Origin of the sequence: Lactococcus sp. dk101 (genome assembly GCF_009601055.1) — a bacterium.
Taxonomy (GTDB): domain Bacteria; phylum Bacillota; class Bacilli; order Lactobacillales; family Streptococcaceae; genus Lactococcus.
In genome coordinates, this window is the sequence record NZ_WITI01000004.1 from 1 (window position 1) to 24,926 (window position 24,926).

Below are 24,926 nucleotides of genomic sequence, written 5' to 3' on the forward strand. Positions count from 1 at the left end.
CCTTGTTCATTTAAACTTGGCTTTGTTTTTTGTCTCAAAATTTATTCTTTTGACAGGTTGGTTTTTTTGAAAGCTGTCCTTGCTTTACATGAGTTATTCTACTTTATTCAGTTTTCAATGGTCTAGCGTGTCGCGCCTCACCGACGCAACTTTTATATTATATCACTCCTCAATCCTTTTGTCAAGAATTAAGTACGCGATGTAATTGCTTTTCGTTTCCTCGTTCGGTATTCCCTTACGAGACAACTATATTAGTATATCAAACATCTGCTTCCTTGTCAAGAATCAGCTACGCTTTTTTAACTTTTTTTCATCTTGTACTTATTTTCCCTTATTTTATTGGCTTCTCTTTCTTCTACAGAGATGTTCTATTTTATTCGATTAAATTATTTAGCCATGTTTTTGTTGTCATTTTCCATATGCAAAGGCCTAGTCTAACGATTTCTTCAAAGGATATAGCGAGAAAGACCCAATATATTGGAAGTTTAAAAACAAAAGCTGTCAGTAAACCCAACGGTATTGCGAAAACCCACGAGCCAAATATGGATTGATAAAGGACAAACTTTGTTTCGCCGCCTGCTGACAAGATTCCTGTCGTTATAATCATATTACTCACTTTAAAGGGGAGCATAAGTACCATAACGAACATTAGGATTTGACTTAACTGATATGAATAGGCAGGCAAATGATAAAGTCCGAGATACCAACTATTTACGGACAGATACAAGATGCCCACAATGAGCGGCAACAAACTTCCTACAACTAATATTTTCTTTGCTGCTTGGTATGCTTCTTGGTTTTCATTTCTCCCTAGATGGTTGCCAATCAGCACAGAAGCAGCCGTGGCAAAACCACCAAAAAAACTGATAATCAAGCCTTGGACTGGTCCCATAATCGTTACTGCAACGGTTTGTTTTGTTCCCATAAAACCGTAAATGGAATTATCAACTGTATCTGCAAGAATAAAACTCAGCTCTTCAATCAACATCGGTAAAGTCAGAACCCAAAACAACTTAATGTCTGCGTCGTATTTGGTAAAACCGATGAGTGATTTGAAATGATAGGAACCAACCAGTTTTTTTCTAAAAATAACCGCTAATAGAAGGATACATTCTACATATTGAGCGATTGTCGTTGCAAGTCCAGAACCAAATATACCTAAAGCTGGCATTCCCAATTTGCCAAAAATCAAAAGATAATTGAGTAATGCATTCAGCAGCACTGCTCCCATGCCTGCATACATTGGAAGTTTGACGATTTTGGCATTTCGTAAAACAGTAGAATAAACCATGGTAATCAATACGGGAAGATAGCCTAAGGCAATCGCCCGATGATATTGAATGCCGAGTTGGATAACGGTTGGATCAGCTGTGAATAAACGCATATTCCAAGCTGGAAATACCAGCGAAATCATCATGAAAATGACAGTTAAAAGCAAACCTGAAAATAGCGTTAGTCCTTGTATTTTAGCAATTTTTTCTTCTTTATGATTTCCAATCAGTTGAGCAGATAATATCGCAAGCCCACCTGTCAATCCCATCAACGAAAAGTTTAGAATGCCGAAATCTTTTGATGCAAGGCCAACTGCAACGACGGCTGCGTTTCCTTTTTGGGCAACCATGATTTGATCAAGTATGTTGAGTAACGTATAAAGCAAACCTTGGATAGCAACTGGAAGTGCAATCGCTGCTACTGTTTTCCAAAAATGTTCTTTCATATAAACCTCTTTTGCTGCTGATTTGCAGAAGTTGATAGCTTATAATTTACGCTTATATTCTATTGATGTCAACAAAAAACACAAGCGATCTTGTGTTCTCTTTTTTAATATTCGATATGTGGGAGGTTAAGTTTTTGTTTTTCTGAGACCAGGCGAATCGTAACGATGCAGATAATACAGATCAGCATGGTCAAATAATGATTGAGATAAGGCAACAAAAGGGCATAAATCACGCCCCCGATAATACAGGACACTGCATAAATATTTTCGCGGAAAATCATAGGCACTTGATTGGCAAACAAGTCACGAATCATACCACCACCAACTCCAGTAACCACGCCCAAGAAGACAATTAGAAACAGGTTGTGCTCGTAGCCTTTAGCAATGCCACTATCAATCCCTACAATCGTGAAAATCCCCAATCCAATCGCATCTGAAAGAATCAAAACAAAATTATAAAATTGAGTAATTTTGAGTCGGCTAAGCGACGCTCTTCTTTTTTTGGTCGCTACTGCGATAATCATTGTCAGTACTGACGCAATGATTGACACAGTGATATAAAAGGGAGATTGCAAGGTACTTGGTGGAATAACGCCAATAAATAAATCACGGATAATCCCCCCACCAACAGCTGTCACAACAGCCATTGATACAATCCCAAAAACATCTAGTCGGTGGTTCATTCCGACAACTGTTCCGGACACTGCAAAAGCAACCGTTCCAATAATTTCTAAAAATTCATAAATCGTACTAATCACTTGTCTCTCCTATTTTTTACAAATTCTCCTCATTCATTATACCTTATTTTTAAAAATAAGCCGCATAAAAAACGCTTCATTTTTTGTATCAAAAAGAACTCTTTCGAGTTCTTTTACTTTCTTATTTTGAACGGCTCATGTTGTCAACATCTGCTGTGATGATTGATACAAATTCGTCAAGTGGGACAACTGATGTTTCAGTTGATCCGTAACGACGGATATTTACTGTGTGATCAGCCATTTCTTTGTCACCAATGACAATTTGGTATGGGATTTTGTTGGTTTGTGATTGACGAATCTTCCAGCCCATTTTTTCATTTGCTTCATCAACAACAACACGGAATCCTTTGTCAGCCAGAAGTTTTTTGATTTCCCAAGCGTAATCGGCATGGATTTCGTTGTTAACTGGGATAATGGTTGCTTGAGTTGGAGCAAGCCATGTTGGGAAGGCACCTTTGTACACTTCGATGAGGTAAGCAATGAAACGTTCCAATGTTGAAATCACACCACGGTGAATCATGACTGGACGGTGTTTTTCGCCATCTGCACCAATGTAGTTAATGTCAAAGTTTTCAGGATTGAGGAAGTCAAGTTGAATGGTTGACAAAGTTTCTTCATTGCCAAGTGCAGTACGTACTTGAATGTCAAGTTTTGGACCGTAGAATGCAGCTTCACCTTCAGCTTCAACATAGTCAAGCTTCATGTCATCCATTGTTGCTTTAAGCATGGCTTGAGATTTTTCCCACATTTCATCATCTGGGAAATATTTAACAGTATCAGCAGGATCGCGGTATGACAAACGGAAGCTATAGTCGTCAATACCGAAATCGCGGTACATGTCCATAATCAATTGAAGGATTTTACCAAATTCTTCTTGGACTTGGTCAAGCGTAACAAATGTATGACCGTCATTCAAAGTCATTTCACGCACTCGTTGAAGTCCTGACAAGGCACCTGATTTTTCGTAACGGTGCATCATACCGAATTCTGCAATACGAATTGGCAATTCACGATATGAATGAACATCATGTTGATAGATAGCAATGTGACTTGGGCAGTTCATTGGACGGAGTTCCATTGATTCATTGTCGCCCATGTCCATTGGTGGGAACATGTCTTCATGGTAATGTTGCCAGTGACCTGAACGTTTGTAAGTGTTCAAGTTCATCATTGTTGGTGTAATAACGTGAAGATAGCCATTTTTAACTTCTTGGTCTTCAACATAACGTTGAATGACACGACGAATTGTTGCACCGTCTGGAAGCCAGTATGCAGTACCTGCGCCAAGTTCAGCATCATTGAAGAACAAGTTCAGTTCGCGACCGAGTTTACGGTGGTCACGTTCTTTTGCTTCTTCACGCATTTTGAGATTTTCTTCCAAATCTTCTTTAGTGAACCAAGCAGTTCCGTAAATACGTTGCATCATGGCATTGTCAGAATTTCCACGCCAGTAAGCACCTGCAACATTGAGCAAATGGAAGAATTTAATGACACCAGTAGATGGGACATGTGGCCCACGGCAAAGGTCAGTATATTCGCCTTGTGTGTAAATTGTAAGGCCACCTTCATCTTCGTTGTGTTCTTCAATGAGTTCCATTTTGTAAGGGTCATTGGCGAAAATTTCTTTAACTTCTGCTTTAGAGACTTCTTTACGTTCTGATTTGAAGTTTTCTTTGACGATTTTCTTCATTTCAGCTTCGATTTTCACCAAATCTTCGTTTGTGATTTGACCTTCGGCATTATCAGTATCATAGTAGAAACCATCGCGGATTGCTGGGCCGACACCAAGATGAATATTTGGGAAATGGCGGCGTGCAGCTTGCGCAAATAAGTGAGCTGCAGAGTGACGAAGAATGCCAAGTGCATCTTCATGGTCTGGTGTGATGATTTCAAAGTCAGCATCTGCTTCGATTTTGCGTGTTGCATCAATCAATTTACCATTGATTTTGCCGGCGAGTGTTTTTTTGGCAAGGCTTGGAGAAATTGATTTGGCGATTTCAAAAGTTGTTACGCCTGACTCAAATTCTTTAACGTTGCCGTCTGGGAATGTAATTTTAATCATTGTTTTTAGCCTTTCTTCTGATTCATTTTTAATGCTGTCAGTACTGACAGACGTTTTTTTGAGAACGAAAGTAACAAAAAAAACGCATCTCGTCCTCGGAAAAGGACGCAAATGCGTGTTACCACCTTCATTTAGCCTTGTCAGAGCTTACAAAAACTGTAAGAACTGACCATTTCCAATAAATTTGAAAATGCTAGCTTCTCATCTTTGACGTAACGTGTCAGCGACGCTTTTTGTTATTTCCAAAAAGAATTTATAAGATGACCTCTGTCATTTTTGCGAGTGGTATTTTTGACTTCCAAATACAGATTTTCACCATCCATCTGCTCTCTACAATTTTTTGTTCAAAAACTTGTCTCTGCTTATATTGTATGCTCTAAAGCCTTATTTGTCAAGTCAGAGTATTCTTTTTTCGTAAGTATGAGAAAAAAATTAAAAAGCTCAAAGAGCTTTCTAATTTTAATGACGTTGATTGATATTTTGCTTGGTTTTATATTCCAAGAAATCTTTTGCAACGGTTTTATCAAAGTCGTTGAGTTGTTTAACCACTTGATTTTGAATGGTTTCAATTTCGATTTTTTCAAAAGGAAGTTCTGAAATCATTTTTTCAACAATCTTTGTCACATTGTTGGCAATCATATTGGCATGAAGGGGCTTGTCTGCATATTTCCCATAAATCGCTGCTTTGAATACAGCGGTTTGAATGCGAAACGAATCCCAGTCCACAACGTGTCCGTTACGTTTGATGACAACTTTATTAAGTAATTTTGCTTGCATATCTTCTCCTTTTATTTTCTAATTTGGATTTTATAAAATGTCTTGGAACACTTGAATAATAAGATAAATATTAAGTCCTGTCAAAACAACCGCTGATATTATACCTAAAATCATGATTGGTTTACTGTTCTTAAAATTTCCCATTATTTTTTTAGAGCTGGTAAAAACAACCAGCGGAATCATTGAGAGTGGCAAAGCCATGCTCAGAAAAACTTGACTATCAATCAGCAGCATATCCAGTGTTTTTTCATCACTTCCAAGAAAAAGAGCTAAGAGAAAGACTGGAATAATCGATAAAAGTCGAGTAATCAAGCGTCTTGCCCAAACTGGAATACGCAAATGAATGAAACCTTCCATAATCACCTGACCGGTCAAAGTTCCTGTAATGGTCGAATTTTGTCCGCTAGCTAGAAGCGCAACAGCAAATAAGACAGACAAAACAGGACTTGCAATGCTTCCTGCAATGTTACTATTTTGAAGGGCATCGTAAAGGGAAGTAAATGTCCCTACCTGCTCTGCCTTTCCAAAAAAGAGGGCCGCCCCAAGAATCAGTAACAGACAGTTGACAAAGAAGGCTGCGGTCAGTTGAATATTAGAATCCCAAGCCGTAAATTTTAATGCTTGTGCCACTTTTTTCTCATCTGTTCGGTCAAATTTGCGGGTTTGTGCGATTGAAGAATGCAGATACAAATTATGTGGCATCACCGTCGCACCAATGATTCCCAAAGCCATTGTTAACTGTCCAGGGTTAAACACTTGGCGTTTTGGAATAAAACCTTCTAGCACAGAGGCCATGTTTGGCTGTGCAAGAAAGACTTGATAACCAAAAATGACAATAATCACTAGAATTAAGGTAACGACGATTGCTTCAATCTTACGAAAGCCGAGTTTCATAAGAAAAAGAAGCAAGAAAACATCAACGATGGTCAAGACAATCCCGTAAAGCAAAGGAATGCCAAAAAGCAGATTTAAGGCAATCGCCGACCCAATAACTTCGGCAACGTCTGTCGCCATAATGGCGAGTTCAGCAAAAATCCAGAGAATAATTCCCGTTTTTTTGCCCGTATGTTGACGGGTAGCTTGCGCTAAATCCATACCAGTCACAATGCCTAACTTGGCCGCCATATACTGAAGCAGCATGGCAATCAAACTTGAGAGCAAGATAACTGACAAGAGGAGATATCCGTATTGGGCACCACCTCCAATTGACGTGACCCAGTTCCCTGGATCCATATAACCAACGGCCACAAGTGCCCCTGGTCCTGAAAAAGTCAATAAATACTTCCAAAAATTTCCTTTGTCAGGAACCTCAATCGTTGAGTTGATTTCCTCCAGACTCACTGAATTTGTTTTTGTTATAAATTTTTTATTTTTCACTATAAATTTATTATAACAGAAAAGAAAAAAAACGCGAAATATGGCATTGTTTTCTACTTTTACAGTACAAAAAACGACGCCGAGGCACCGTTTTTTTAGGGTAATTATTATTATTTATCTATTATTTAGCAGAGATGAAACGTGCGTCATCTTCGATCATTGGTTTTCTGTCGCCAGCACCTTCTTCAACTGAACCGAATACAAGTTGTCCACGGAGTTTCCAGTTTGCTGGAATGTTGAATGTTTTAGCAACTTCAGCATCAATCAATGGGTTGTAGTGTTGAAGGTTAGCGCCAAGACCAAGTTCAGCAAGTGCTACCCAAGCGTTGACAGATACGATACCTGTTGCTTGTTCTGACCAAACTGGGAAGTTATCAGCGTAAAGGGCAAATTGTTCTTGAAGATCTTTAACAACATCTTGGTCTTCGAAGAAAAGGGCAGTTCCGTATGCAGCTTTGAAACCATCAAGTTTAGCTTTTGTTCCTGCAAATGCTTCTTCTGGAACACCTTGAGCTTGCATTGAAGCGTGAACAGCATCTGGAACGATTTCGCCCCAAAGTTTTTCTTGAGCGTCAGCAGTTACAAAAAGAACGCGGCTTGTTTGTGAGTTGAATGCAGATGGTGAAAGACGTACTGCTTCTTTGATTGCTTCGATTGCTTTTTCTCCATCAGCAACATTTTTACCGAGTGCATAAATTGAACGACGGTTTTCAAGTGATTTTAAGAATGACATGTGATTCCCCTTTTTCATTTATTAATTATTTATTTTGTTTACATATGTAATCTTAACACAAAAATTTACACATGTAAACAATTTTGTACTAAAAAATTTTATTTTTTTAATATCATGATTAGAATAACCTGTCAAAGCTGACAGGTTATGGATTTTCATTGCCTTATCTTTGATATAAACAAGGCTTTCATTTTATTGATTCAAGAAATCAGCAATCCGTTGACGATTGTCTTTTTCATTCGTGATTTGCAGATTTTGTAAGCTGGTCTTTGAAGTAACCAGCTTCGTGTCAGCGCTGACGGGTGCAATCAGCGTTTTGACTTTTACATTTGAACTTGCTAAAAGTTCAGTCAAAAGCTGGCTTGAAAAATCGGCGGTTAAATTATTTGAGGTAAAACTGAGCAAGGTCTCCATCGTTTTGGAACTATTTTTTTGGACTGAATTTTGCTTTTGAAGTTGCTCTATCAGTGCTGACAGAACTTCTTGCTGACGGTTGACTTGGGTCAACAGGGAACTACTGGTCGTCACTGCATCAGCTTTCATGTAAGCGGCTAAAGCTTCGCCAGAAAGTTGGTGCGTTCCCGTAGAAAACGAAAAAGTTTGCTTGCCATTACTCACTTTGACTGGACTCGGAAAATCAAGTTGAAGTCCGTCTGGAAAGACATTGTCAATCTCTTGAGAAATCGATGAATTTTGTGTCAGCACATAATAATAGCTGCTGATACCAAAATTGGATTGGATTGTCTCAGCCAGTTTCTTTGCACCTTGATGATTTTTCTCTCCCAATAAAAAGGCTTCACCAAGCGGATCACGGCCTGAAATACCACTAATATCAACTAAACTATTTGGCATAATGGATAAAATATGAGGCTGCTGATTTGTCGAACTGTCAAACTGTAAAATCATAATTGCGCCTGTCGTTAGCGTATCATTTTTGATACCATTTGTGCTGATAAAAAGGATATTATGGGCACCATTGGTTGAGAGTGCTGGGCTGAAAGACTCCGCTGAGAGATGGCCCACATCTGGGATAATCAAAAGCGTTTTTTCTTTCGTTTTGACCACTGGCCCATTAAAGCCGGCTTCCAAATTTGTATAGAGTAAAAAACCGATAACGAGGACAAAAACAAACAATCCCAAACTCGCTAGGGTTGATTTCATTGGCCAACTTTTTGTAATTCTATCTTGTGGCGGTGTCGATTTTTCCGACTTTGAGGCTTTATTTTTCATGACAACTCCCGATTTTACTCCCTATAAGTATTCTATAACTTACGTCAAAAATTGTCAACTCTCGCCAGATAGATGAATAAAAAAAGCTGTCATTTCTGACAGTTTTTCATCTTTATTATTTTGTACCAAACAAACGGTCACCAGCGTCGCCAAGACCTGGAATGATATAGCCTTGTTCATTGAGGTGGTCATCAAGTGCTGCTGCGTACATATCAACATCTGGGTGAGCTTCTTGGAAAGCTTTAACCCCTTCTGGAGCTGCAACGAGGCAGACAAATTTGATGTTCTTAACGCCACGTTTTTTGAGAACGTCAACACCCAAAATTGCAGAACCACCTGTTGCAAGCATTGGATCTACCAGGAAAACTTGACGTTCAGCAATATCAGTTGGCATTTTAACCAAGTATTCAACTGGTTTCAATGTTTCTTCATCACGGTACATCCCGATATGACCCACACGGGCAGCTGGAATTAATTTGTAAATTCCGTCAACCATACCGATACCAGCACGAAGGATTGGCACAATCGCCAATTTTTTACCAGCAAGGCGTTGTGCAGTCATGTGAGCGACTGGTGTGTCGATTTCTACATCTTCAAGCGGAAGGTCACGAGAGACTTCATAAGCCATGAGCATTCCGATTTCATCGACAAGTTCACGAAATTCTTTTGAAGAAGTTTCTTTGCGGCGTAAGATTGAAAGTTTGTGTTGGATTAATGGATGTTCAACAACTTGAAATTTTGACATGTGTTCCTCCGAATTTATAAAAATCTAAATGAGAGCTTATCGCGAGCTTCAATCGATTTTTCTTTTTTATATCTCCTTATTTTACCATTTTTATACCAATTTTTCTCATTTCATTCATTTGTTTTTGAAAAAAATAAAAAAAGCACGTATGAGGTGCTTTTCATTTTATAATTCTCTAATTGTTGGAGACAATAAATATATAATAAGAAACTTTTCTTAATTTAAACTTAAATTACATCATGCCGCCCATCATTGATGGGTCCATTGGTGCAGCTGCTGCAACAGGTTCTGGTTTATTGGCAACAACGGCTTCTGTTGTCAAAATGAGGCTTGCAACAGAGGCTGCATTTTGAAGGGCAGAACGTGTAACTTTAGCAGGGTCAACAATTCCTGTTTCAATCATATTAACCCATTCGCCAGTTGCCGCATTGAAACCAACACCTTTATCAGCTGTTTTAAGTTTGTCAATGATGACAGAACCTTCAAATCCAGCATTGGCAACGATTTGACGGACTGGTTCTTCTAAAGCACGACGGACAATATTGATTCCTGTTTGAACGTCACCTTCTTCTTCAAGTTTATCAAGATCAGCAATAACATTGACCAAAGCAGTTCCACCACCTGAAACGATACCTTCTTCGACTGCTGCACGCGTTGCATTGAGTGCATCTTCGATCAACAATTTCATGGCTTTGAGTTCTGTTTCTGTCGCAGCACCAACTTTCACAACGGCAACGCCACCTGAAAGTTTTGCCAAACGTTCTTGCAATTTTTCACGGTCAAAATCAGAAGTTGTTTTTTCGATTTGTGCCTTGATGATTGCCACACGATTAGCGATAGCGTCAGCAGAGCCAGCACCTTCAACGATCGTTGTATGTTCTTTATCGACAGAAACTTTGCTTGCTTGTCCAAGTGCTGCAATGGTTGCATCTTTCAAATCCAAACCAAGTTCGTCAGTAATGACAGTTCCGCCAGTCAAAATTGCCAAATCTTCAAGTTGCGCTTTTCTACGGTCACCAAATCCAGGAGCTTTGACCGCAACTACATTAAATGTACCGCGGATTTTATTCAAAACAAGTGTAGGCAATGCTTCGCCGTCAACATCATCAGCAACGATTAAAAGTGGACGATTTGATTTCAAAATTTCTTCAAGCAATGGCAAAATTTCTTGGATATTAGAAATTTTCTTGTCAGTGATGAGAATGTATGGATTATCAAGATTTGCGACCATTTTTTCATTGTCAGTTACCATATATTGTGACAAGTAACCACGGTCAAACTGCATTCCTTCAACAACTTCAAGTTCGGTTTGCATGCCTTTTGATTCTTCAATCGTAATCACACCGTCAGAACCAACTTTTTCCATTGCATCAGAAATATATTGGCCTACTTTTTCTGAACGAGAAGATACAGTTGCAACTTGTGCAATTGCTTCTTTCCCAGAAACAGGAATTGACAATTCTGCGAGCGCAGCCACAGCTGTTTGAGATGCCAATTCGATTCCGCGACGAATACCAACAGGGTTAGCACCAGCAGTTACGTTTTTAAGACCTTCACGCACGATTGCTTGTGTCAAAACAGTAGCAGTTGTTGTTCCATCCCCCGCAACATCATTGGTTTTTGAAGCAACTTCAGCAACTAATTTTGCTCCCATATTTTCAAAGTGGTCTTCAAGTTCAATTTCTTTAGCAATCGTTACCCCGTCATTAGTAATCAAAGGTGAACCATAAGCTTTTTCAAGAACGACATTGCGTCCTTTTGGGCCAAGTGTTGTTTTTACAGTATCTGCTAAAATATCAATCCCACGCATCATTGAAGTGCGTGCATCTGATGAAAATTTAATTTCTTTACTCATTTTACATTCCTTTTACATTATTTTTTAATACTTTTCTTTTTATCATAGCCAACTGTCAGTACTGACAGCCTTAAGCTTAAGCAAGACAATTTGCTTATTCTACAATGGCAAGCAAGTCAGATTCTTTAATAATCAAAAGTTCTTCGCCGTCGATTTTAACGCCTGTGCCAGCGAATTTTTCAAAAATAACAATGTCCCCAACTTGAACTGTTGGTTCCACACGATTCCCATGATTGTTTGTCTTCCCTGGACCAACCGCAACAACTTCTGCTGTTTGTGGTTTTTCTTGAGCAGCGGACGCCAAGACAATCCCACCGATTGTTTTTTCTTCTTCTTGTTTGACACGCAAGACAACACGGTCTTCTAATGGTTTTAACATTTGAAATTTCCTCCTCTTTTGTACAGTTTGTAAATTTATTATTTGAGATTTAGCACTCTTTCTTTTAGAGTGCTAATCTATACTTTTTATTTTATCGCGAAGGTCAAAAATAGTCAAGAAAAAAACTCCGCTGAGCGAAGTTATTTTGGCTTATTTTAAAAGGGAAGTTCTTCTCCTTCCAAAATAAAGGCTTCCGTTTGCTGACTGTTCTCTCGTTTGGACAGTGTTGCACGACTTTCAAGCAAATGATAAGCCAAAACTAAAAGCTCCGTCACATAGCGGGTTTGATTTTTCTGATCCACAAATTTTCGAGTGCGAATTTCGGCTTCGATACTCAACAAACTTCCTTTTTTGGCATAGGAAGCAAAATTTTCTGCCGTTTTCCCCCAAATAATCAAACTGATAAAATCTGCCTCACGCTGACCAGCTTCGTTTTTAAACCTGCGATTGACCGCCAAAGTCCCCCGCACATAAGCCTTATCGTTTGCCGTTTTATTAAGTTCAGGCTGGGCCACCAATCTTCCAATTAACAACGCTTTGTTCATTTTTTCTCCTTCACTTTATCTTTGATTGTGGTTCATTTTTCTATACGTAAAGTTTTAGGACTTGTAACAAAAAAACTCGCGACTTGCGAGTTTTCATTTATTTATTCAGCTTTGAGTGCAGCCATCGTCATATAGTTATATGGGCTGTTGAAATGTGGCAAGAAGAACAAATCAAGTAATGATAATTGTTCAACCGTCAGTTTGTCTTGTACCGCAAGGCTAAACATATTGATGTTTCCCGCGATAATTTCGCTACGACTTGAAAGTTGAGCGCCAACAATGCGACGACTTTCTTTTTCATAAACGATACGGATTTTAACTTGTTCATTATCCTCATGCAAGAACCAAGCTTTTTGCAAATCTGCAAAATCTGTAACTGCAACATCAAGTCCTGCTTTTTCAGCTGCTTTTTCTGAAAGACCTGTTGATGCCATATTGAAACCAAAAATAGAAATACCGTTTGAACCTTGAACACCTGGTGAAGCAAGCTTCGTGCCGCCAATGTTATGACCAGCAACAATTCCTGTGCGAACAGCATTTGAAGCCAAGGCAATGTAAGTTCTTTCTTGAAGGACATTTGAGTAAATCGTTGCCACATCTCCAACTGCATACACATCTGGGTCGCTTGATTGTTGATGTTCGTCAACCAAAATTGCACCATTGCGGAAAGTGTCCAAATGGTCAGCCGCCAATGCACTATTGGCAGTAAATCCGATACAGTTAATCAGCATGTCAACATCGTAAGTTGCTTTATCTGTTACTAATTGACTAATGCGTCCATTTTCTCCGTTAAATGCTGTCGCAAGTTCTCCAAAATGAAGGTCAATGCCATGAGCTGCAAGATTTTCGTCCATGTCTTTAGCAAATGTTTCATCATAATATGAAGCAAGTGAAGTATCAGCCGCATCAAACAACAGGACTTCTTTACCACGACGACGTGCAGCTTCGGCAATTTCTGTACCGATGTAACCCGCTCCGATAACGGCAACGCGTTTCACTTCGTCTTTAGCAAGTTCAGCATCTACTGCTTGACCTTCTTGGAATAATTTCAAGAAATGAATGCCATCCAAATCTTTACCAGGAATGTTTGGAATGATTGGACGAGAACCTGTCGCAAGGACAAGTTTATCATAAGATTCTGTGATTTTTTCACCTGCTTTATTTGTAGCAAAAACAAGTTTTTTCTTAAAGTCGATTTCTGAAACTTCTGTTTCAGTCATAATTTTTGCACCCTTAGCTTCAAAGGCAGCTGGATTTGAGTAAAAAAGTTCGTCAGGTTTTTCGATTTGACGTCCTACCCAAATCGCTGTTCCACAGCCAAGATAGCTCATATTGCTATTGCGGTCAATCATGACAATTTCATTGCCTTGATAGTGATCGAGTAATGTATTTGCAGCGGCGATACCAGCATGGTTCGTACCGAGAATAACGATTTTCATTGGGATTTCTCCTTATTTTTGGGAATATCTTCCATTTTTTTATGTAAGCTTATTCTAAAAAACTAGTCGACTTAGTTTGTAAAATCACTTACAAAATCAAGTTTACCACACTCATTCACAAACTTTTATGAAAACGCTTGTGAAGTTTGTGAATTCACAAACTTCACAATAACCGATAAAAAAAGGCTTTAAATTAAGCCTTATTTTCTTATTATTCCCACATACTTGCAGAATCGAAAGCTGCTCCTGCAGTTAATGAACTTGACAGTTCGATAATACCACGAACTTGTGGTGCATTTGGCAAAGCCAATTCACGCGCTGAACATAACATACCAAAACTTGCTACACCACGCAATTCACCTGGGAAAATCAAAGCGCCGTTAGGCATCATTGCTCCAGGAAGTGCAGCAACTGTTTTCAATCCAACAGCTGCATTGGGTGCGCCACAAACGATTTGAACGGGGTCAAGGAAACCAACGTTGACCTTGCAGATATGCAAATGGTCGCTGTCTGGATGGTCTTCCATTTCAAGTATTTCTGCCACAACAAATTTTGGTTGCTTGTCATCTACCAAACTTTCGTCAAATCCAGCTTTTTTCAATTCATTATTCAATGTCACCACTGCTTCTGATGAAAGTTTCACTTGACCATCACCTGTCAGCTCTGACAAGATTGATTTTGCTTCAAAAATATTCCAAGCTACTGTTTCGCCTGTTGCTTCAAGAAAGACACGCGCAACTTTTCCATTGCGTTCGTAATTTACTTTTTGAGCGTGGTCATCAGCGATGATGAGCATGAGGACATCGCCTACATGTGTGTTATAAATTGCTATCATTTTGTATTTTGCTCCAATTTTATTGTCTTACTGACTTTATTAATTAATTTATGATTTGACCGTGTGGCTTTTTACGGTTTAATTTTTCTTGCCAAATCGCAAGTTCTTCAGGGCTCAAGCGCTTAAAATCTGTCACTTCCGCAAGAATGCGTAACGGGTGCCTTGAGCGATATGAACGGGTTGGATTACCAGGGAATTTTTTATCGGTCACATTGGGGTCATTTTCAAATGCTCCCGTCGGCTCAACCTGATAAACGTGAGGCTGACCTTGACCACTCGCAAGCTCTGCTGCTAAACCAGCACCATCTTTCAAAGCCGTAAAATAAATATGCTTCATCAAAAGTTCCGGTTTATAATTCGAACGAAAACCTGCCGTCAGCATGTCGCCAACCGCAAGTTCTGCTTTTGTTCCATGATAAAAGGGACCTTCATCTAATAAAGGCTGCATTTATTTTGCGCTTGTCAAGAAGTTATTGACTTCTTCTTTTGTCTTACGCAGTTTGTTGACTAAACGTGCTGTTTCTTTTCCGTCTTCAATGACAACGAAACTTGGAATTCCCATAATTCCCCATTCGATAGCAACGTCAACGAATTCGTCTCGGTCAACTTCAACAAATTCAAATTCTTGATTTTCTGCTTCAATTTCTGGCATTTTTGGTTTGATGAAATTACAGTCACCACACCAACCGGCTGTAAAGAAATAAACACGTTTGCCGTCAGCTTTGACAAGCGATGCAAGTTGTTCAACATTTTCAGGGATAATCATACGAGTTCCTCACTTATTATTTTTATTTCAAGTGTTTTGGCATCAATCTCAAGCGAAATGGCTCTGTCAGCGCTGACAGAATCCGTTGCTGATTTGACGATAAGACCAGCGTCGAAAAGCGCAGCTTCCTTCGGATCTTCAAATAGCCAAAGGGCTAAAATTTGCTCATCTGAAAAATGTTCCCGAATGGTCACTGTCAAATTTTCCCGCATCACATCTACCAAATCTTGATAGCCATGATAGACGCCATGTGCCGCACCAGCTGCGGCAAACAAACCTAAGCCTAATTTCAAAACTTTGTTCATACTGAAATTTTACCACATTTCTTTCTATGCTGCACGAACTAAAAAATAGTTTGCATTTCGCTAATCACACAAAGAACAGTCAACTAGAGACTTACGAATAAAATCCTAAAGATTTTAAAGTTAGTCTTGTCCACAATTCTTTCTTTTCTGGAGCATTCACTCTATATTGAAATTTTAACACAAATCTTGCTATAATAGAACCCATAATCACTGTCTTAAATCGCAAAACGAAATTTCGATTTTACAGACCATTGACAAAGGAGAAAAAATGTCACTTTTTGACAAAGTTAAAGAAATTACCGAAATCCAAGCAACGTCTGGATTTGAAGGCCCTGTTCGTGAATTCATGAAAAAACGCATGATTGAACTTGGCTACGAACCTGAATTTGACGGACTTGGTGGAATTTTTGTTACCCTTAAAAGCAAGGTTGAAAATGCACCTCGTGTCATGTTCGCTTCACACATGGACGAAGTTGGTTTCATGGTCAGTTCAATTAAAGCGGACGGAACCTTCCGCGTTGTCGCTCTAGGCGGCTGGAACCCACTTGTTGTTTCAGCACAACGCTTCACCTTGTTTACTCAAGAAGGGAAAAAAATTCCTGTTGTAACAGGTGGTCTGCCACCACACCTTCTCCGTGGAACAGGTGCAGCACCAAGTTTACCTGCTATTTCTGACCTTGTGTTTGACGGCGGTTTTACCGATAAAGCTGAGGCTGAAAGTTTCGGAATTCGTCAAGGTGATGTTGTCATTCCTGAGACAGAGGCCATTTTGACAGCCAATGGAAAAAATGTCATGAGCAAAGCTTGGGATAACCGTTACGGTTGCCTTATGGTACTTGAATTACTTGAGTTTTTAAAGGGAAAAGAACTTCCTGCAACTTTGATCATTGGAGCCAATATCCAAGAAGAAGTTGGTCTTCGTGGTGCCAAAGTATCCACAACCAAGTTCAACCCAGACCTTTTCTTTGCCATTGACTGCTCTCCTGCATCAGATACTTTTGGCGATGACAACGGCATTCTCGGAGCTGGTGTAACCATGCGTTACTTTGACCCCGGCCACATCATGCTTCCAGGAATGAAAAAATTCCTAATCGAAACAGCTGAACAAAACAAAATTAAAACCCAAGCCTATATGGCAAAAGGTGGCACCGATGCTGGTGCAGCGCATTTGTCTAATGGCGGTGTTCCATCCACAACGATTGGTGTTTGCGCGCGCTATATCCACAGTCACCAAACCATTTTCAGTCTTGACGATTTCACAAATGCCCAAAACTATGTTCGCAGTATCGCAACTCGCCTCGATAAAGCAACAGTCGCTGAAATTAAAAATTATTAAAGCAAAAAAAGAAATTCTTTCGAATTTCTTTTTTTAATTTGATGATGATGCCGAAGTTGACGAAGAGGATGACGACGAACTCGATGTTGATGATGAACTGCTTGTCGTTGCACTCGCTGTCGCTACACCTGGTAAAATCTTATTCCATGCGTCAACATAATTGGCATCTGAACCACCGATAGCAAATTTGTATGTTGTGGTTGGTGCTCCTGCTTTAGTTGCCCAGAAGCTTGTCACTGTTTTACCTGTCACGTCTTTTCCGTTTACTTTTCCTGGTTTTTCACCTGTGGATTCGAGAACGGTTGACTTGGTTACATTTGGATCTGTATTTGGATCTTTAAATTTCTGACCACTACCGAAAACAGTCGGATCAGCTGCATTGATTGCATTGACCAGATTGGACACATAGGCTGCATTATTGGTATATCCTGAGTTTGAACTCATGGCACTGTTATCGTCGTGTCCCGCCCAGCTACCAAGTGTTACCGTTGGTGTTGAAAGCATAAGCCAGACGTCAGTATAATTATCCGTCGTCCCTGTTTTACCAGCCCACTGAACATTAGTGGCAAGTGTTGGGTTCAATGCTTGTAAGTCGGAATAGAATTTGCTTGTTTTCTGTGCTTTAACAACGCCTTGCAACATACTTTCCATAATGGTTGATGTTGCTTCTGAATAAACTTGAACAGGCGTTGGATTTTGATGTTGGTAAATCACATTTCCTTTATCATCTGTGATGCTTTGAATGATGTAATAAGGAACATATTTACCGCCATTTGCCATGGTTGCATAGCCATTTGTATGTTGAACCACTGTTGGATCTACACCACCACCAAGTGGTAGAGATTCAATTCCATAATCAGAAATGTCATAACCCATCTTGGTCATATAAGGTTTCGCACCTTCACCATCTTTGGCAAGTTCCTTATATGTCCAATAGGCTGGAATATTGTATGAAACATCTAAGGCATCTGTAAAGCTCAACATGGCTGTCCCTTTTGAACCAACGTGTTCAATATCTTGTCCACTTGAATATTTAGCTGGATAGTTCGACAAGACGGTAGCTGAGCCCATCAATCCTTTATCAATGGCAGGCCCATAAGCAATTAGAGGTTTAATCGATGAACCTGGCGAACGATTGGCTTGGAAGGCTCTGTTGAACTCAGAAGTTCCACTAATTCCACCGACAAAACCAAGCACCGCACCAGTGCTGTTATTCATCAATACATTACCTGCTTGGACTAGGCCAGTTCCATCTTGCAGATATGAGCCATAATTTGCCGCTGCATCCTGCATGGCGTTATAGACATTTTGGTTGATGGTTGTAGTAACAGTGTAACCATTATTTTGCAAACTTTGTTGCGCCAAATCCATGTAGCTTTGCTTGGTTGAGTCATTTCCTAAATCCGTTTCAGAGACCTTGTCTCTTTTGACCAGATAATTGTAAATTTCTGTGACAGCTTCATTGTAAACAATGTTATAAAGATAGCCATGGCTTTTGGCTGATGCTGCTGCTGGCTGCAAAAATTCTTTTGAAATGTCGTAAGCCAGATACTTTTTATAATCAGCTTGAGAAATATAGCCATTACGATACATATTGAAAAGCACATCTTTTTGACGTTGAAGACCGTATGACAGATTGGCTTTTGATTTCAACGAACCATCAGAAGCATAAGGCGAATAAACAATTGGACTTTGTGGTAAACCTGCGATAAAGGCAGCTTCTGGAATCGTTAAATCTTTCGCAGATTTTCCAAAAATCCCTTGTGCTGCTGCTTCAACACCTGCAATGTTTTGTCCTTTATTATTTCTCCCAAAAGGCGAAACATTGAGATAATCCGTCAAAATTTCATCTTTAGTCAAGTAAGTTGTTAATGCTTGAGCGTAAACAATTTCACTGGCTTTACGTTGGAAAGTTACACTATCGCCCAAAATTTGTTGCTTGATAAGTTGTTGTGTCAGCGTTGATCCACCTGAACTTGTTCCGCCACCGATTGAACCAATGATCCCACGAATAACCGCTTTAGGTACGACACCACTATTAGTTTCAAAGGTATCATCTTCTGTGGCAATCAAAGCATTTTTTACATTTTTAGAAATGGCTGCACTAGCCACATTGACCCGAATTAAATCACTCGAAATATCAGAAATGCTTTGTCCATTACTATACTTTAATGTAGAAACGCCATGAATATCATTGATTGAGGCGAGAATTTCAGTTTTGTTTGGGGCACTCGTTTTTTCGACCAAGCGAGCGAAATAACCTACTCCTGCAGCGGCACCAAATGTACCGCCCACGACTAGAATAATACCAAAGATGACGATTAAGCCACGTGCAACCGTAAAGGTCGTTGAGAGACCATTTTTTACGCCTTCTTTCTTTTCGCTCCTTCTAACATCTGAAGAATTTTCCCGCTTGTCTTGCACTTTTTTCTGCAATCTCTGACGTCTTTGTTCTTGAGATTGATTATGATCTTTTTTCATGCCCCTATTATACTATTGAATTACAAGCAATGTCAATCAATCGGCCAAAAAGAATAAGTATTGACACTTATACTTCTTCTATTTTATTGCCTAAAAGTCCTGTCATTTCGCATACTTTTTCATTTTTTTGATATAATAAACAATAGCTTGCTTTCTGTCAGCTCTGACAAGATTTATTGAGGCAAGAAAACGAAAAGAAACTGAGTTTAATTGCTCACATCTTATAGAAAGGATTTTCACATGAACATTTTTGACGAACTTAAAGCACGTGGTTTGGTTTTCCAAACGACTGACGAAGATGCGCTACGCAAGGCGCTGACGGAGGAGATGGTTTCCTATTACGTGGGCTACGATCCAACAGCGGATAGTCTTCACCTCGGAAATTTAGTTTTGATTTTAACCATGAAACGTCTGCAAATGGCTGGTCATAAACCTTATGCGCTCGTTGGTGGTGCAACTGGTTTGATTGGTGACCCTTCTTTTAAAGATGCTGAACGTTCATTACAAACAAAAGATACAGTCAACGAATGGTCTGGAAAAATCCGTGCGCAACTGGAACGTTTTCTTGATTTTGAAAATGGCGACAACAAAGCCGAAATGACCAACAATTATAATTGGTTTGAAAACATGACCTTCATCGACTTTTTACGTGATGTCGGTAAATACTTCACCATCAATTACATGATGAGCAAAGAATCTGTTAAACGCCGGATTGAAACAGGGATTTCATATACTGAATTTGCATATCAAATCATGCAAGGTTATGACTTCTACGAACTCAACAAACTTCACAATGTGACCTTGCAACTGGGTGGTTCTGACCAATGGGGCAACATGACTGCTGGTACAGAATTGCTCCGTCGCAAATCTGATAAAACAGGCCATGTCATCACTTTACCTTTGATTACTGATTCGACAGGTAAGAAATTCGGAAAATCTGAAGGAAATGCCATTTGGCTCGATGCAGACAAGACTTCCCCATTTGAAATGTACCAATTTTGGCTCAATGTCAATGATGACGATGCCATCAAGATGCTGAAAATTTTCACATTCTTGACATTAGACCAAATCGAAGAAATTCGTGTCAAATTTGAAGCTGCACCACACGAACGTTTGGCTCAAAAAGAATTGGCTCGTGAAGTTGTAACATTGGTTCATGGCAAGGAAGCATACGAACACGCCGTTCATATCACGGACATCTTGTTTGGCGGTGGAAATCTGAAAGAATTGTCTGCCAAAGACATCTTGTCAGGGATGAAATCAATGCCTCACTATGCTGTCTCGGCTTCCGAAAACTTAAATCTGGTTGAGTTGCTTATCTCATCAGGAATTGAAAAATCAAAACGCCAAGCACGCGAAGACATCACCAATGGTGCGATTTACATCAACGGCGAACGCGTTCAAGATTTAGAATTTGTCCTTTCTGACCAAGATAAAATTGATAAGGCCCTTACGGTTATTCGTAAAGGTAAAAAGAAAAATTTCGTTTTAACTTTTTAAAGTAGCAAGACTCACTAAGAAGTCACAGGTTTAAAAATTCATTTTGAACATATAAGGAGAAACAATGAAAAAATCAACAGTTGTTTTGGCAGGTTTGGTTTTTACAGCTGCCGCTATCCCTTTTAACTTTCATGCACATTTGAAAATAAAATCCATTAAAGCTGGAATAAAAATTCAAAAAGGTGGAATTTTACCTCTTGAAGGTGGAATTAAAATAATTAAAGAAAAACGTCATCACTAAGATTACAGAGCAAGTTTGAACTTGCTCTTTTTACTTTTGAAATATTTAATTACCAATATGTAATAGTTTAACTTTTTTTTACATAAATATTTTTGATATAATAGAATTATAAAAAAATTAAGTTGGTGCCAAATGAATAAATTTGATTTTGATGAAAAATTAACGGAGTTGCGTGCGCTCTACTTTGAAAAACACCCGATTGACCCAAATGAGAGTGAAGTGTTCACGCCACTTTCTCTCGAAGAAAAAGAGCAAAAAACCTTAAATTCACTTCAGGATTGCGTTGCTGACATTGCTCATTTAAGTGCCGATATTGATAGCTTAAAAAGTCAAGACGCGCCTGAAGAAAGCATTGCTGCGCTTGAAACAAGACTTCGAGAACTCGAAGACCGCAAACTCATTCTTGAGCAAAAACTGGAGTTTATTCTGAGCGGCGAAACCGATGACCAAAAGAAAGAAAAGTTGAAGAGACAAATTCTCGAACTGGAAGTCAAACGTTCAAAACTCAAGATGGCACAGAAAGATTGCAGTAAAATCGATTTAAAGATTAAGCAAAGATTAGATATTTATAAGAAATTATAAACCGTTTATTGTAAGCGTTTAATTATCCTTATATTTCTAATGCCTAATCAAATCAAAGCACGCGCTTTGATTTTCTCTCTTCCATAAGAATAAAAAAGAAAGGAAGTTCATGCTTCATAGTATCTTCTACGTCATTATATTTCTCCTCGCTCTCGTCCTTTCAAATGTCCTCCATCAGATTTTCCCGAAGCTGGCTTTGCCTCTAATTCAGGTTATCCTTGGTGTTCTGCTTGGCTTCATGGGCGCTTCTCAACTGGTCAATGTCGAGCCTGAATTATTTCTTGGCTTTATCATTGCGCCACTCTTGTTTCGCGAAAGCGAAGAAGCCGATATCACGCACATTTTTAAACATTTCTCGACGATTTTATTTCTCATTTTACCGCTCGTGTTCATTACTACTTTTGGGCTTGGCTATTTGACAAATTTCATGATTTTTGGAATTCCGATTGCAGCTTGTTTTGCTATGGGAGCCAGCTTGGCACCAACAGATGCCATTGCCGTTGCGGCCCTGTCGAAAAATTTTAAATTTCCCAAGCGCGTAACCAGTATTTTGCAGGGTGAAGGCTTACTCAATGATGCTTCTGGTATCATCGCCTTTCAAATCGCTGTCCTTGCATTGACAACTGGTTCTTTCTCCCTGCCTCATGCCACAATCGACTTGGTAGAGTCGGCAATCGGTGGAGCAATCATCGGGGCAGTTCTGGTTTGGCTGAAAAATTTGATTTTGCGGCTGCTGAATTCTGTTGCGGCACGCGATTCAATCAGTTATCTTCTGCTTGAATATACCATTCCATTTTCCGCCTTTTTAGTAGCAGAAATCCTTGATGTTTCTGGAATCATCGCCGTTGTTGTCGCTGGTGTTTTGCAGGCCAACGGCATTAAGAAAACGACCTTATTTGATGCCAAAGTGACCAAAACAAAAAATACACTTTGGGACATGATTGTCTTTATTTTGAATTCTGTGGTCTTTCTATTCTTGGGAATTGAATTGCATCAGCTTGCCATGCCTTTGCTCAAAAGTCCACTCTATTCAAATACCCGTTTGATTACAATGGTTATTTTGTTAACCATTGCACTCTTTGCCTTGCGTTTTGTTTCATTAACGATTTATTATTTTTTCAGAACAAGAAAAAATCAACAACGCTTCGGCATTTATTGGAACGATATTTTGTTATTGACCTTTGCTGGTTCAAAAGGAACTGTCTCAATCGCGACTATCTTACTTTTCCCTCGTATTGACAGCGTTCCATATAGCTTGCTCATCTTTTTAGTGGCTTCAGTCACTGCCTTATCTTTCCTTGTCGGCATGTTCATTCTTCCATTTTTTGCCACCAAGAAAGTTATCAAAGTGAACAATCTTGCCAAAGTTTCACTCTTAAATGATGTGGTCAATGAACTGCGTAAAGACATGGACAAGGTCAAAAATAAAGAAGGCTATTCGATTGCCATTGACAATTATCAAGACCGTATCCAAAAGCTCATTATCGAGCAAGAAAGTGCCAGTACTTCTGTTGACTTCAATGAATTGCAACTTTTAATCATGCGTTTGGAATCTGAAGGGCTTGAATATGCTTATAAACATGGTGAAATCTCTATTCCGACCTATCGCATTTATCATCGCTACATTCGCTCACTCGGAAAGTCAATCTCACATACTTTTGCATCAAGTTTACAATTTTTCTCCATGGTACTTTTCAAAACCTTGCATTTATTCTTCAGCCAAATTTTGCATATCACTTGGTTTGATAAACCGCGTGCTGAACAACGTGCAATTACCCGCGAAGAAATTACCACCCTTTATTTTAAAAATACAGAAATCATTTTAGAAGCTCTCGAAAATTTGGAAAGTGTTTACGACACGCAACTGATTGATTTCTTGCAAACAGAGCGCTTGCGTTCTGCTGAGCTAGTTGCGCATGGTGGCTATATCACTCACGTGCTTCATCGTTCTGAACCAAATAATTATCGTGAAATGATGCGCGCTTATTACTTGGAAAGAAAATCAATTTTTGAATATGAAGCCGCTGGTCAATTATCGCCCAAAGAAGCCAAATTGCTTCGTCAAAATGTCAATACCTTGGAAGATTATTCGATGGAAAGCAATCACCGCACGCTTTTCTTTAACTTACTTGAAAAGAAGAAAAAATAAAACTCCCACAAGGGAGTTTTATTTTTGGATATGAATTATTAATTACCCGAATTGCTAGTTGATTTTAATGCAAAATAAAACCAGCCATGCTATTCTATTCTTAACCAATTAAGTTTAGAAAGCGCATGACTGATATGAATGATTATAACACACTTCCCAAAGTTTTTGTTTATCTATTAAATACCATTGAGTCCCTCTATGAAGCTACTGCTCCAGTTCAAGTCAAGAATAGAAAGAATGTTCACCTTGGTACATCGGATGCGCTCATCATAGCAGCTTATTTATGGGGCGTTCTTCATTGTAGTGAAACTGTAAGAGCAAAACATTACTTGGCACTTAGTATGCTTCCCCATTTCATTGAATACTCTCGGTTTGTGCGGCGATGCAATGCCCTCATGCCAACAATTCAAAAGATGCGCCAAAAACTTATATTCAAAGAAATTGAAGGAATAAGTGTGTCTATTATTGACAGCTTTCCTATTCAGCTCTGTCAGCCTATTCGAATTTTGAGAAGTAAAGTACTGGGTGACTACTCAAATATAGGATACAACGCAACGAAGGACCAGTACTACTACGGCTGTAAGTGTCATGCGTTAGTGAGTGAATCTGGATATCTTATTGACTACGTGATTACACCAGCCTCCCACTCCGACAGCGCTACAGCAGAAGAACTTTTGAGCAAACATGCAACATCAACAGTTCTTGGTGATCTGGGATACTTAGGTCGGGGACTTCATGACAGACTGAAGCTTAAAGGGATTGAACTTATTACTCCCGTAAGAAAGAATATGAAGCAGAAAGCACTCCCTTTTCCACACTTTTCAAAGCGCAGAAAAGTTATTGAACGCGTGTTTTCTTTTTTTACTCATTTTGGATCAGAAAAATCATTAAGCAGATCTGCGCAAGGCTTTCAGCTCAAATTAGAAATGATTTTTTTAGTATATTCTATCCTTCTCAAGCTAGCTAAAACATTGAAACCAGAGACTTTGAAGTACTCAATTGGTTATCAAGTGATGGCAAAATAATTAACTAGCAATTCGGGTTATTAATTAGTTGAATAAAAATATTGAAAGTGTTATAATTTCCGACAAATTACACATATGATTGGAGTCAA

At 39.1% G+C, this 24,926-nt stretch carries 23 protein-coding genes; 6 read left to right on the top strand and 17 right to left on the bottom strand.

Annotated elements, in window-relative coordinates; translation table 11 throughout:
* Positions 1-373 precede the first annotated feature (373 nt).
* The 16 genes from GHI45_RS04520 to GHI45_RS04595 all read right to left on the bottom strand — a co-directional run bounded on the left by GHI45_RS04520 (position 374) and on the right by GHI45_RS04595 (position 15,523).
* A complete protein-coding gene (locus GHI45_RS04520; protein WP_147779769.1) occupies positions 374-1,717 on the bottom strand; it encodes an MATE family efflux transporter in 1,344 nt (447 codons plus the stop codon).
* Positions 1,718-1,821: 104 nt separating this feature from the next.
* Positions 1,822-2,475 (bottom strand): trimeric intracellular cation channel family protein, encoded by a 654-nt coding sequence (locus GHI45_RS11560; protein WP_255514325.1) that lies wholly within the window; start codon positions 2,473-2,475, stop codon positions 1,822-1,824.
* Positions 2,476-2,596: 121 nt separating this feature from the next.
* On the bottom strand, positions 2,597-4,537 hold the full coding sequence (gene thrS, locus GHI45_RS04530; protein WP_147779768.1) for a threonine--tRNA ligase: 1,941 nt from the start codon (positions 4,535-4,537) through the stop codon (positions 2,597-2,599).
* A 459-nt stretch (positions 4,538-4,996) separates the two neighbouring features.
* Positions 4,997-5,314, bottom strand: a complete 318-nt coding sequence (locus tag GHI45_RS04535; protein ID WP_147779767.1) for an ATP cone domain-containing protein — start codon at positions 5,312-5,314, stop codon at positions 4,997-4,999.
* A gap of 30 nt (positions 5,315-5,344) precedes the next feature.
* A complete protein-coding gene (locus GHI45_RS04540) occupies positions 5,345-6,694 on the bottom strand; it encodes an Nramp family divalent metal transporter (RefSeq protein WP_370450746.1) in 1,350 nt (449 codons plus the stop codon).
* 118 nt (positions 6,695-6,812) lie between these two features.
* Entirely contained in the window at positions 6,813-7,424 is a 612-nt protein-coding gene (locus GHI45_RS04545; protein WP_147779765.1) for a nitroreductase family protein, read from the bottom strand.
* 192 nt (positions 7,425-7,616) lie between these two features.
* Positions 7,617-8,654, bottom strand: coding sequence for an LCP family protein (locus GHI45_RS04550; protein ID WP_147779764.1), 1,038 nt, complete (start codon positions 8,652-8,654; stop codon positions 7,617-7,619).
* Between the two features lie 115 nt (positions 8,655-8,769).
* Complete coding sequence (gene upp / locus GHI45_RS04555; RefSeq protein ID WP_147779763.1) at positions 8,770-9,399, bottom strand: uracil phosphoribosyltransferase; 630 nt, start codon at positions 9,397-9,399, stop codon at positions 8,770-8,772.
* 232 nt (positions 9,400-9,631) lie between these two features.
* Positions 9,632-11,254, bottom strand: coding sequence for a chaperonin GroEL (groL, locus tag GHI45_RS04560; protein ID WP_147779762.1), 1,623 nt, complete (start codon positions 11,252-11,254; stop codon positions 9,632-9,634).
* A 94-nt stretch (positions 11,255-11,348) separates the two neighbouring features.
* A complete protein-coding gene (gene groES, locus GHI45_RS04565) occupies positions 11,349-11,633 on the bottom strand; it encodes a co-chaperone GroES (protein ID WP_147779761.1) in 285 nt (94 codons plus the stop codon).
* Between the two features lie 155 nt (positions 11,634-11,788).
* Complete coding sequence (locus tag GHI45_RS04570; RefSeq protein ID WP_147779760.1) at positions 11,789-12,178, bottom strand: single-stranded DNA-binding protein; 390 nt, start codon at positions 12,176-12,178, stop codon at positions 11,789-11,791.
* 101 nt (positions 12,179-12,279) lie between these two features.
* Positions 12,280-13,617, bottom strand: a complete 1,338-nt coding sequence (nox, locus tag GHI45_RS04575) for a H2O-forming NADH oxidase (RefSeq protein ID WP_147779759.1) — start codon at positions 13,615-13,617, stop codon at positions 12,280-12,282.
* Positions 13,618-13,828: 211 nt separating this feature from the next.
* Complete coding sequence (gene ytpR, locus GHI45_RS04580) at positions 13,829-14,452, bottom strand: YtpR family tRNA-binding protein (RefSeq protein WP_147779758.1); 624 nt, start codon at positions 14,450-14,452, stop codon at positions 13,829-13,831.
* A 43-nt stretch (positions 14,453-14,495) separates the two neighbouring features.
* Positions 14,496-14,900, bottom strand: coding sequence for an NAD(+)--rifampin ADP-ribosyltransferase (gene arr / locus GHI45_RS04585; RefSeq protein WP_147779757.1), 405 nt, complete (start codon positions 14,898-14,900; stop codon positions 14,496-14,498).
* Positions 14,901-15,218 carry a thioredoxin family protein gene (locus tag GHI45_RS04590; protein WP_147779756.1) on the bottom strand — a complete coding sequence of 106 codons (318 nt, stop codon included), beginning with the start codon at positions 15,216-15,218 and terminating at the stop codon, positions 14,901-14,903. It abuts the gene before it with no gap.
* Positions 15,215-15,523 carry a hypothetical protein gene (locus GHI45_RS04595; protein ID WP_147779755.1) on the bottom strand — a complete coding sequence of 103 codons (309 nt, stop codon included), beginning with the start codon at positions 15,521-15,523 and terminating at the stop codon, positions 15,215-15,217. Before GHI45_RS04595 ends, GHI45_RS04590 begins: the two co-directional genes overlap by 4 nt.
* A gap of 268 nt (positions 15,524-15,791) precedes the next feature.
* Between GHI45_RS04595 and pepA the strand changes: the two genes are divergently transcribed.
* Entirely contained in the window at positions 15,792-16,859 is a 1,068-nt protein-coding gene (pepA, locus tag GHI45_RS04600) for a glutamyl aminopeptidase (protein WP_147779754.1), read from the top strand.
* Between the two features lie 33 nt (positions 16,860-16,892).
* Here pepA and GHI45_RS04605 read toward each other — a convergent pair whose 3' ends face one another.
* Positions 16,893-19,340 carry a transglycosylase domain-containing protein gene (locus GHI45_RS04605; protein WP_147779753.1) on the bottom strand — a complete coding sequence of 816 codons (2,448 nt, stop codon included), beginning with the start codon at positions 19,338-19,340 and terminating at the stop codon, positions 16,893-16,895.
* Between the two features lie 240 nt (positions 19,341-19,580).
* Between GHI45_RS04605 and tyrS the strand changes: the two genes are divergently transcribed.
* The 5 genes from tyrS (at position 19,581) to GHI45_RS04630 (ending at position 24,837) form a co-directional block, all read left to right on the top strand.
* A complete protein-coding gene (tyrS, locus tag GHI45_RS04610) occupies positions 19,581-20,840 on the top strand; it encodes a tyrosine--tRNA ligase (RefSeq protein WP_147779752.1) in 1,260 nt (419 codons plus the stop codon).
* A gap of 64 nt (positions 20,841-20,904) precedes the next feature.
* Positions 20,905-21,081 carry a hypothetical protein gene (locus GHI45_RS04615; RefSeq protein ID WP_153497405.1) on the top strand — a complete coding sequence of 59 codons (177 nt, stop codon included), beginning with the start codon at positions 20,905-20,907 and terminating at the stop codon, positions 21,079-21,081.
* A gap of 132 nt (positions 21,082-21,213) precedes the next feature.
* Entirely contained in the window at positions 21,214-21,663 is a 450-nt protein-coding gene (locus tag GHI45_RS04620) for a hypothetical protein (RefSeq protein ID WP_147779751.1), read from the top strand.
* A 109-nt stretch (positions 21,664-21,772) separates the two neighbouring features.
* Positions 21,773-23,812 carry a sodium:proton antiporter gene (locus GHI45_RS04625; protein ID WP_147779750.1) on the top strand — a complete coding sequence of 680 codons (2,040 nt, stop codon included), beginning with the start codon at positions 21,773-21,775 and terminating at the stop codon, positions 23,810-23,812.
* Between the two features lie 134 nt (positions 23,813-23,946).
* Positions 23,947-24,837 carry an IS982 family transposase gene (locus GHI45_RS04630; protein ID WP_147779773.1) on the top strand — a complete coding sequence of 297 codons (891 nt, stop codon included), beginning with the start codon at positions 23,947-23,949 and terminating at the stop codon, positions 24,835-24,837.
* Positions 24,838-24,926 lie beyond the last annotated feature (89 nt).

Bases quoted from the DNA above. Each gene is read 5' to 3' on its own strand.
- GHI45_RS04520 (WP_147779769.1), bottom strand. From the start codon at position 1,717: ATGAAAGAACATTTTTGGAAAACAGTAGCAGCGATTGCACTTCCAGTT.
- thrS (WP_147779768.1), bottom strand. From the start codon at position 4,537: ATGATTAAAATTACATTCCCAGACGGCAACGTTAAAGAATTTGAGTCA.
- GHI45_RS04535 (WP_147779767.1), bottom strand. From the start codon at position 5,314: ATGCAAGCAAAATTACTTAATAAAGTTGTCATCAAACGTAACGGACAC.
- GHI45_RS04545 (WP_147779765.1), bottom strand. From the start codon at position 7,424: ATGTCATTCTTAAAATCACTTGAAAACCGTCGTTCAATTTATGCACTC.
- GHI45_RS04550 (WP_147779764.1), bottom strand. From the start codon at position 8,654: ATGAAAAATAAAGCCTCAAAGTCGGAAAAATCGACACCGCCACAAGAT.
- upp (WP_147779763.1), bottom strand. From the start codon at position 9,399: ATGTCAAAATTTCAAGTTGTTGAACATCCATTAATCCAACACAAACTT.
- groL (WP_147779762.1), bottom strand. From the start codon at position 11,254: ATGAGTAAAGAAATTAAATTTTCATCAGATGCACGCACTTCAATGATG.
- groES (WP_147779761.1), bottom strand. From the start codon at position 11,633: ATGTTAAAACCATTAGAAGACCGTGTTGTCTTGCGTGTCAAACAAGAA.
- GHI45_RS04570 (WP_147779760.1), bottom strand. From the start codon at position 12,178: ATGAACAAAGCGTTGTTAATTGGAAGATTGGTGGCCCAGCCTGAACTT.
- nox (WP_147779759.1), bottom strand. From the start codon at position 13,617: ATGAAAATCGTTATTCTCGGTACGAACCATGCTGGTATCGCCGCTGCA.
- ytpR (WP_147779758.1), bottom strand. From the start codon at position 14,452: ATGATAGCAATTTATAACACACATGTAGGCGATGTCCTCATGCTCATC.
- arr (WP_147779757.1), bottom strand. From the start codon at position 14,900: ATGCAGCCTTTATTAGATGAAGGTCCCTTTTATCATGGAACAAAAGCA.
- GHI45_RS04590 (WP_147779756.1), bottom strand. From the start codon at position 15,218: ATGATTATCCCTGAAAATGTTGAACAACTTGCATCGCTTGTCAAAGCT.
- GHI45_RS04595 (WP_147779755.1), bottom strand. From the start codon at position 15,523: ATGAACAAAGTTTTGAAATTAGGCTTAGGTTTGTTTGCCGCAGCTGGT.
- pepA (WP_147779754.1), top strand. From the start codon at position 15,792: ATGTCACTTTTTGACAAAGTTAAAGAAATTACCGAAATCCAAGCAACG.
- GHI45_RS04605 (WP_147779753.1), bottom strand. From the start codon at position 19,340: ATGAAAAAAGATCATAATCAATCTCAAGAACAAAGACGTCAGAGATTG.
- tyrS (WP_147779752.1), top strand. From the start codon at position 19,581: ATGAACATTTTTGACGAACTTAAAGCACGTGGTTTGGTTTTCCAAACG.
- GHI45_RS04615 (WP_153497405.1), top strand. From the start codon at position 20,905: ATGAAAAAATCAACAGTTGTTTTGGCAGGTTTGGTTTTTACAGCTGCC.
- GHI45_RS04620 (WP_147779751.1), top strand. From the start codon at position 21,214: ATGAATAAATTTGATTTTGATGAAAAATTAACGGAGTTGCGTGCGCTC.
- GHI45_RS04625 (WP_147779750.1), top strand. From the start codon at position 21,773: ATGCTTCATAGTATCTTCTACGTCATTATATTTCTCCTCGCTCTCGTC.
- GHI45_RS04630 (WP_147779773.1), top strand. From the start codon at position 23,947: ATGAATGATTATAACACACTTCCCAAAGTTTTTGTTTATCTATTAAAT.